The following is a 7,728-nucleotide window of genomic DNA, read 5'->3' on the forward strand; positions in this document are numbered from 1 at the left end:
CTTGTCTGAAATACGCTTTACCGTTATCCTTCTGTTTTTGGCGCGCGATCAAGCTCCGCTGCCGCTGCACTTTCGGATGCCGACGCTCCCGCTTCCTTCGTCGATACGATAGGATCGGAGTAATGCGCCGAAGCAGCCCCCGTCACTCTGCGTATGATGATAAAAGCAACAGCTGCAATAATGAGTCCGAGCGCCAGAAGCTGTGAAATCCGAATATTGCCGTAAGCCGGATCGAGGTAACCTTGCTCGAACAACACGGTCATTGGCGTCCAAAGACCATTCACGAGAGAAGCCAGCCATGCCGGACCTTGGAAGGCCAAGCTATCCGTACGCAATGCTTCAATAAAGAAGCGTCCGATGGAATACCAGATGAAGTAGCTCGCGACCAGCTCGCCTGCACGCAAAAACTTTTGACGGCGCAAGATGAACAGAATAGCAATACCCACTAGACTCCAGATTGATTCATACAGAAACGCGGGATGATGGTAAATACCTTCCCCGTTAATATTCATCTGATTGACGATAAAATTCGGCAAATGCAGCGTATCGCGGAGAAAGCTTTCTTCTACCACGCCGCCATATGCCTCTTGATTCATGAAATTGCCCCAGCGTCCGATCATTTGACCGGCAAGCAAGGAAGGCGCACAAATATCGACCAGCCGCCAGAAGCTGTAGCCTTTATAGCGGAAATAGAAATAACCGCAGATGAAGGCGCCGATCAGCGCACCATAAATCGCGATACCGCCGTTCCATATTTTGAAAACATCCAGCAAATTGTTTTTGTAATCATCCCATTTGAACGCTACATAATAGATACGGGCGCCAATAACGGCAGAAGGCACGCCCAGCAGCAGCAGGTCCATGAAGAAATCGGGCTTGATCCCGAAGCGCTTGCCCTCTTGGACAGCAAGCAGAAGGCCTACAAGCGCGGCTGTACCTAGAATAATGCCGTACCAACGCACGTCTAGCGTCCCTATTGAAAAAGCGATGGGATTAATCATCATACTCATGAGTTATAAGCTCCTTTTCTTATCGCTTGGAATGGGTTCCTTCAGCCAAGCTTCACAGGCACGATCAATCGTAGTCGTCCGCGTCTTCAGCAATCGTCTCCGTCAGCTTGTTCGTAAATTGCAGAGCAGCATTGTAGCCCATCCGCTTCAAGCGGAAGTTCATCGCGGCCACCTCGATAATGACGGCCAAGTTTCGACCTGGTCTAACCGGTACCGTGACTAGCGTCACATCCGTGTCGATAATACGCGTCTTCTCCTCATCAAGCCCCAGCCGGTCATATTGCTTGTCCTGCTGCCAGTTCTCCAGCTTAATGACAAGCGAAATCCGCTTCGTGTTGCGCACGGCTCCTGCGCCGAACAGCGTCATGACGTTAATGATGCCAAGACCGCGGATCTCCAGCAAATGCCGAATGAGCTCCGGTGCGCTTCCGTGCAGCTGATTGTCCGACGTCTGGCGAATTTCAACCGCATCGTCGGCTACGAGCCGATGACCGCGTTTCACGAGTTCCAGCGCCGTCTCGCTCTTACCGATACCGCTTCCTCCGGTAATCAGCATCCCGACGCCATATACGTCCACGAGTACGCCGTGAATCGTCGCTGTAGGCGCAAGCTTTTTCTCCAAGAAATCGGTAATCCGGCTGAACAGAATCGTTGTCGCCGTATTGCTGCGGAGCACGGGAATTTGTGCGGTGTTCGAGTGCTCAATCAGCTCAGCAGGCGCTTCCATTCCCCTTGTTATAATGATACAAGGCGTGTCGTCGTGGCAGAGCTGCGCCAGCCGATATTTACGCTCCTCCGTCGACAGTGTGCTCAGAAACGTTAACTCCGTTTTTCCGAGGAGCTGAACGCGTTCACTTGGATGATAGTCGAAATAACCCGCCATCTCCAAGCCCGGGCGGTACAGATCGTCTACTGTAATCGAACGCTTCAAGCCGTCTTCTCCGGATATGATTTCTAGCGAGAAATGCTGAACCAGCTGTGATACCTTTACTTTCTTAGCCATCGTACGGCCTCCTCATCTAACCGTCTATATGTCTGTATGTAAGTCGATTTCCAATGACTTCATCGTAAAGGAAAAAAGCGCCGAACGCAACGTTTGACCGCTGCCCGGCGCCAAAAGCTTTATTTTATTTCAATGTGAATCGGCTCCAGCACATACCCCGGATATTGATATACGTCAAAAGTAAGCGGCTGTACATAGTCGGCAAGCGGGATCTCATAGTAAGCCTCTGCGTCCGACCCTGTCTCGGTAGGACGCCATGAATACTGGGTGCCATCTTTGTCTAGCAGCTTATAGATTTTGCCTGATGCATCCCGGAACGTGGCCCCGTAATCAAAAAACCAATATCCATAACCGGTTTCCGGCTCAGCGAGATTCAATAAGGATACCGTAAGACTTCCGCTCACCGCGCTCTTTAACTGAAAACGGCTTTCCGGCGTTTCAAGCGTCTCCCCTATATCGGTATTAATGACAAACTTCTTATTTCGCTCCGACAGCAGCAGACCATCGGCGACAAGATACAGCTTTTTCGGCTTTTCGAAATAATTGCTTTGAAAATGTATCGTCATCCCATCGTCCAACATGCCGAATCCGCCTTTTGTATCCCAGCGCCTGCCTTTCTCGTCGACAAGAGCCAGCTTAATAAAGCTATTTGACTTCTTCACATTGGAGGAATCGGTTTGCACATCAATACTGATCTGCAAGGGCGTAATAACTGCTTTTCTCAACGTAAAACGCTGACCGCCCACCTCGAAGTCTTTATTAAGAGGGATAGTCTCCTTAAGATTGGCGAAACGGCTATGATCGACAGGAATGTCTACAATTAACCATTGTCCTTCCAAGTTGACTTCCAGATGAATCGTTTGTGGTACCTGGTGACCTTCTCCCATCACGATGTCAAACGTGTCGTACATTGCTGCTCCCTCTTTACGCTCGGCGATATGGCTCCATGCAATGGAACCGACAATTTTTTCGCCATCACCATCTTGAATGACATATTCCTTAATCTCCGTATTTTTTGTCACGCCCGGTCCAGTACCGGTATATAGAATGACGACGCGCTGGTCATCAGCCATAATGCCGCTTACCGTTAACGTATATCCGTTCCTGCTGTCCGACTTGTTTACAGGCTGAATGAATTCATTGTTTATTGCGCTTCTTAATGTAGTATCGTTTTCGATCAGGTTCACAAACCCGCTGAAGCCCGGAATATCGCGCAGTATTGCAGCGAAAGCCGGGGAGACTCTAATAAACGCGGTCAGCAGCATGAAGATGCATACGGCCGATACCAGCATTTGCAGCCCGAACCGACGCCGCTTCATTCGTACCGAACGTTTGCTGCCAAGCTTCAGGCCCGTCAGTATTGCCGCATCAAGCTTTTCATCACTGGGTTCATGCTGTTCTTGCTCCAGCTGCTCACGGTCATTCCGCAGCGCCTGAAGCACTTCTTCCCATCCCTTTTCTGCCTCCCTGTCCATGGTCCTCCCCCTTTCCTATCGCTGTGAGATCATTTTTCAAAAGCGTAAGGCCCTTATGAAGCCAAGTACGTACCGTTCCATCCGGTTTCTCCAACAGCTCTGCAATGTCCGTAATCGTTAAATCCCGGTAATACTTCAAAACGATGACCATCCGGTATTTCGACGGCAGCGATTTAATTTGCGCTTCCATGTCGATTCGCTCCGCCATATCCGGCAAGTTATTTATCGCGCGGCTTTCAGACCAGCCCTGAACGAATGAATCAGCAGATACCAGCTCTCTGCGCTTCTTTTTCCGTTCATCCATACAGACGCGTATTAGAATCCGAATCATCCAAGTTGTGAATAGCCTCGGATCTCGAAGCGAACGCCTTTTCGCCCACACTCTGCATACCGTTTCCTGCATAGCTTCCACGGCATCCGTCTCGTTCCTCATATAAGAATAGGCAATGCCGTAAAGCTGGCGCTTATCGATATCGATTCGTCGAAACAACGCATCTTCATCGCCTTTCACCGCAGCGGCCGCCCACTCGTCTTTATCCATGCCCTTCCCCCTCCGCGCAACCTCTTGTGACAATTAGACGCGCATATGGCTCAAACGGTTTTTCTTTTACCGGATAAATGTAAAAAAGGCTGCCCCCCATCGGGAGACAGCCTTGGAATAACGGATTGATTAGTTTTCGAAAATGTTCAGCTCGGATTCTTTGTCGAACAAATGTACTTTGTTCATGTCCAGAGCCAGTTTAACGCTGGAACCGTCACGCAGCGCGGAACGTCCGTCTACACGTGCGATAACTGTTTCTGTGCCGATACCGTTCAGGTACAGGTACATTTCGTGACCCAGGTTTTCTGCAACCTCGATGTTCGCGTTAACGATTGTGTTCGGGGATGCTTCCAGGAATACAGGCTCTTCGTGAAGATCCTCTGGACGAATGCCCAGAATTACTTCTTTGCCTACATAACCTTTCGAACGAAGAACAGCTGCTTTACCTTCTGGAATCGCAACGTCTACGCCAGTCGCTTTGAATTTCAAAGCTCCGCCTTGCTCGGAAACCGTGCCGCTGATGAAATTCATCGAAGGCGCGCCGATAAAGCCAGCTACGAAAATGTTTACCGGATGGTTGTAAAGCTCTTCCGGCGAAGCAGTTTGTTGAATAAAGCCGTCTTTCATAACAACGATACGGTCACCCATCGTCATTGCTTCGATCTGGTCATGCGTTACGTAGATTGTCGTTGTTTCCAGACGTTTTGTCAGTTTGGAAATTTCCGCACGCATTTGACCACGAAGTTTAGCATCCAAGTTGGAGAGCGGCTCATCCATCAAGAATACTTGCGGCTCACGCACGATTGCGCGTCCCAAAGCGACACGTTGACGTTGACCGCCGGAGAGTGCTTTTGGTTTACGGTCGAGCAAGTGCTCAATATCAAGAATTTTAGCGGCTTCACGAACGCGTTTGTCGATGTCCGCTTTTTTGAATTTACGAAGTTTAAGGCCGAAAGCCATGTTTTGGTATACATTCATGTGCGGGTACAACGCGTAGGATTGGAATACCATCGCGATGTCGCGGTCTTTAGGAGCTACGTCATTTACAAGACGGTCGCCGATGAACAATTTACCTTCGGAAATCTCTTCAAGTCCTGCGATCATACGCAGTGTTGTCGATTTACCGCAACCGGATGGACCAACCAATACGAGAAACTCTTTGTCTTTGATATCAAGGTTAACGTCAGTTACCGATGCTTTGTCGGAACCCGGGTATTTTTTGTAAATGCCTTCTAAGCGTACGCCTGCCATGTGATTTTTCCCCCTAAAAGAAATTTCGTTATGCTTATATCTTATCCCACAGCCCAGTATGCTGACTATGCACAAACTGTACAAAAAAACTAATTTCTTTTCGTAACTTTGTACAATAGTAAAATGATTTTAACCAATACGGCATCTCTGAACTGCCTCACATCAAGGCCTGTCTCCTGCTTCAGCTTATCCAGCCGGTAGAGCAGTGTATTGCGGTGAATGTACAGTTTTTTTGCCGTTTCACTGACATTGCAATCAAGCGCGAAGAAGGCTTCCAGCGTGGCGAGCATCTCCGCTTCGACAAACAGCTCGCTTCTTTTGAGCGAGTGCTCCAGATAACGCGAGCGCTGAACCTCTGGAATGGCATTGAGCAATCTCTCCAGTTGAAGCATCCACGGCAAATGGATATTGGTGCCGACATGGAATTTGCGTCCCAGATTAATCGTTTCACGAAGAAGTGCAGTCGTCTCTACGATGCCCTTCGCCGGACTTGTCGGGTGTGCAACGGCCAGATGGCACTCGCCAATCCATTCACTGGCGAGCATTTCATGCAGTCCATGGCAGATCGATGCCAGACTGTCCTCAACCGTTTCCTCATCCTCGTCGTCAGCGAGCTCAGAATCCGCATCCCTCAGAAGGGAAGCCGGGCCCCATATGAGCCATTCTTGATTTTTAAGCGGAATCAGTAAAATATCGTCAGCCAGGAAAGAGCGAAGCAGCTTCTCCAGTTCAGAAAAAGCGGCTTGCTTCGTATTGGGCTGCTCTGTAATAAGAAGAAAAGGGATCATTTCGGCAAAAAGCTTGCCGCCAGCCGTAAGGCTGTCAGGTATAGAATAAGAAGGCTCTTCCGATTCCAGCTGCTGCTGGATCCATTCACTTAGCTTGAGTGCAAAGTTCTCGCTTTCCGATAAGGAAGCCGCGGAGGCTTTGGTTGTTTGATTGCGCAGGCTTTGCGTGCGAAGCGTCCAGCTAATAAGCTCCAGCTCCCTTTGCTGCAGGCCTGGGCTTTGAATCTCGATAGCTTCAATCGTTTTGTTAACGTTGCCCGCAACGATCCACACAGTGCCTTCCTGCTCAACACGGCTGCCTTCTGCCGCCAATCGGCTGTTAGGGTCATCGCCAAGAAATACGCGGTCAGCCTTCTTCGTCAACTCTTCCCAATCGGATTGCTGCAAAGTAACCAAACGAACCGGACAGTTCAAAATGTGCTCCAGCGGGTTTAACCATTCTGTCGTGCTCATTTTTGTCTATCTCCTATCTCCAGCCATGAATGATGCCTTTTTTTCGTCATTGTAACATATACCGCCTGGCAATTTCAGCTATTCCGATAATCATGTGGTTCACATTATCCCCTGACAGCGTTAAAATGATAAGGAAATGGAACGCTCTGCAAATCCGTTGACGCTTGTGTTAAAAGATGGTAGAGTTAATTCAAAGTTAATACATCGGAATTATATTCATTATAGGGAGTGAATTTATATGTCTAAAGTCGTTATCCTATCTGGAAGTCCAAATCCAGGCTCGCGCCTGTCCGGCATTACGCAATATGTAGAAAGCCACTTGTCCGAGCAGGGCATTTCATTTGAACATGTAGTTGTGGCCTCGCTTCCTGCAGAGGATCTCATCCATGCCAAGTTCGACAGCAAGCCAATTATTGAGGCAGCTGCGAAAGTTGAAGCGGCGGAGGCTGTCATTATTGCAAGCCCTGTCTACAAAGCTTCCTTTACCGGCGTACTCAAAACCTTCCTTGATCTGCTCCCGCAAAAAGGATTAAGCGGCAAATTCGTTACACCGCTTTTCCTCGGCGGCACGATCGCTCATCTGCTCTCCATCGACTACGCGCTGAAGCCTGTACTGTCTTCGCTTAACGCGAAGCATTTCGGCAGCGGCGTCTATGCGATCGACTCCCAAATCGCCCGCCTGGACTCCGGAGTTGGCGAATCGCAATTTCAGCTGAATGACGAGCTGAAGGAGCGGCTTGATGCCACGATCACAGAGCTCGTTGAAGAATTGAAACGCAGAGCTTAATACGTTTATAAAAGAAGGGCTGCCGTATTTGGTCAACAATGACCTTGCGGCAGCCCTTTATATATGGAGACTTAATACAAGTTCAAATAAAACATCAAAATAAAGTTCTAAATAGACATCAAAAAAACCCGCCTCTCGACGGGTTCTACGTTTAAAAAAATGGTGAGCCATGAAGGACTCGAACCTTCGACACCCTGATTAAAAGTCAGGTGCTCTACCAACTGAGCTAATGGCTCTCATAAAGAGAAAATGGTGGAGGGCGATGGATTCGAACCACCGAACCTGAAAGGAGCAGATTTACAGTCTGCCGTGTTTAGCCACTTCACTAGCCCTCCGAAAAACTAAATGGTGGCTCGGGACGGAATCGAACCGCCGACACGAGGATTTTCAGTCCTCTGCTCTACCGACTGAGCTACCGAG

At 49.0% G+C, this 7,728-nt stretch carries 7 protein-coding genes and 2 tRNA genes; 1 reads left to right on the forward strand and 8 read right to left on the reverse strand.

The window, feature by feature from the left end; all coding sequences use genetic code 11:
* Positions 1-23: 23 nt before the first annotated feature.
* The 6 genes from lgt to IEX98_RS11545 all read right to left on the reverse strand — a co-directional run bounded on the left by lgt (position 24) and on the right by IEX98_RS11545 (position 6,521).
* Positions 24-1,010 (reverse strand): prolipoprotein diacylglyceryl transferase, encoded by a 987-nt coding sequence (gene lgt / locus IEX98_RS11520; RefSeq protein ID WP_188889303.1) that lies wholly within the window; start codon positions 1,008-1,010, stop codon positions 24-26.
* 64 nt (positions 1,011-1,074) lie between these two features.
* Positions 1,075-2,013, reverse strand: a complete 939-nt coding sequence (gene hprK / locus IEX98_RS11525; protein ID WP_188889305.1) for an HPr(Ser) kinase/phosphatase — start codon at positions 2,011-2,013, stop codon at positions 1,075-1,077.
* Between the two features lie 119 nt (positions 2,014-2,132).
* The gene (locus IEX98_RS11530) at positions 2,133-3,488 is read right to left on the reverse strand and encodes a DUF4179 domain-containing protein (protein ID WP_188889307.1); all 1,356 of its coding nucleotides are present in this window, start codon (positions 3,486-3,488) and stop codon (positions 2,133-2,135) included.
* Positions 3,433-4,029, reverse strand: coding sequence for a sigma-70 family RNA polymerase sigma factor (locus tag IEX98_RS11535; RefSeq protein WP_188889309.1), 597 nt, complete (start codon positions 4,027-4,029; stop codon positions 3,433-3,435). Before IEX98_RS11535 ends, IEX98_RS11530 begins: the two co-directional genes overlap by 56 nt.
* Before the next feature lie 129 nt (positions 4,030-4,158).
* Positions 4,159-5,280: an ABC transporter ATP-binding protein gene (locus IEX98_RS11540; protein ID WP_188889310.1), complete on the reverse strand. Its 1,122-nt coding sequence runs from the start codon at positions 5,278-5,280 to the stop codon at positions 4,159-4,161.
* A gap of 89 nt (positions 5,281-5,369) precedes the next feature.
* On the reverse strand, positions 5,370-6,521 hold the full coding sequence (locus IEX98_RS11545; protein ID WP_188889312.1) for a PucR family transcriptional regulator: 1,152 nt from the start codon (positions 6,519-6,521) through the stop codon (positions 5,370-5,372).
* Positions 6,522-6,759: 238 nt separating this feature from the next.
* Between IEX98_RS11545 and ssuE the strand changes: the two genes are divergently transcribed.
* On the forward strand, positions 6,760-7,308 hold the full coding sequence (gene ssuE, locus IEX98_RS11550; RefSeq protein ID WP_188889313.1) for an NADPH-dependent FMN reductase: 549 nt from the start codon (positions 6,760-6,762) through the stop codon (positions 7,306-7,308).
* A 160-nt stretch (positions 7,309-7,468) separates the two neighbouring features.
* On the opposite strand, the gene IEX98_RS11555 is transcribed toward ssuE, so the two are convergent.
* Positions 7,469-7,544, reverse strand: a tRNA-Lys gene (locus IEX98_RS11555).
* Positions 7,545-7,558: 14 nt separating this feature from the next.
* Positions 7,559-7,643 (reverse strand) — tRNA-Tyr (locus IEX98_RS11560).
* Positions 7,644-7,728: the final 85 nt, after the last annotated feature.

Source organism: Paenibacillus radicis (ex Gao et al. 2016) (genome assembly GCF_014641555.1).
GTDB classification, from domain to species: Bacteria; Bacillota; Bacilli; order Paenibacillales; family Paenibacillaceae; genus Pristimantibacillus; species Pristimantibacillus radicis.

Excerpts from the sequence above, each read along its gene's own strand:
- lgt (WP_188889303.1), bottom strand. The coding sequence starts at position 1,010 with ATGAGTATGATGATTAATCCCATCGCTTTTTCAATAGGGACGCTAGAC.
- hprK (WP_188889305.1), bottom strand. The coding sequence starts at position 2,013 with ATGGCTAAGAAAGTAAAGGTATCACAGCTGGTTCAGCATTTCTCGCTA.
- IEX98_RS11530 (WP_188889307.1), bottom strand. The coding sequence starts at position 3,488 with ATGGACAGGGAGGCAGAAAAGGGATGGGAAGAAGTGCTTCAGGCGCTG.
- IEX98_RS11535 (WP_188889309.1), bottom strand. The coding sequence starts at position 4,029 with ATGGATAAAGACGAGTGGGCGGCCGCTGCGGTGAAAGGCGATGAAGAT.
- IEX98_RS11540 (WP_188889310.1), bottom strand. The coding sequence starts at position 5,280 with ATGGCAGGCGTACGCTTAGAAGGCATTTACAAAAAATACCCGGGTTCC.
- IEX98_RS11545 (WP_188889312.1), bottom strand. The coding sequence starts at position 6,521 with ATGAGCACGACAGAATGGTTAAACCCGCTGGAGCACATTTTGAACTGT.
- ssuE (WP_188889313.1), top strand. The coding sequence starts at position 6,760 with ATGTCTAAAGTCGTTATCCTATCTGGAAGTCCAAATCCAGGCTCGCGC.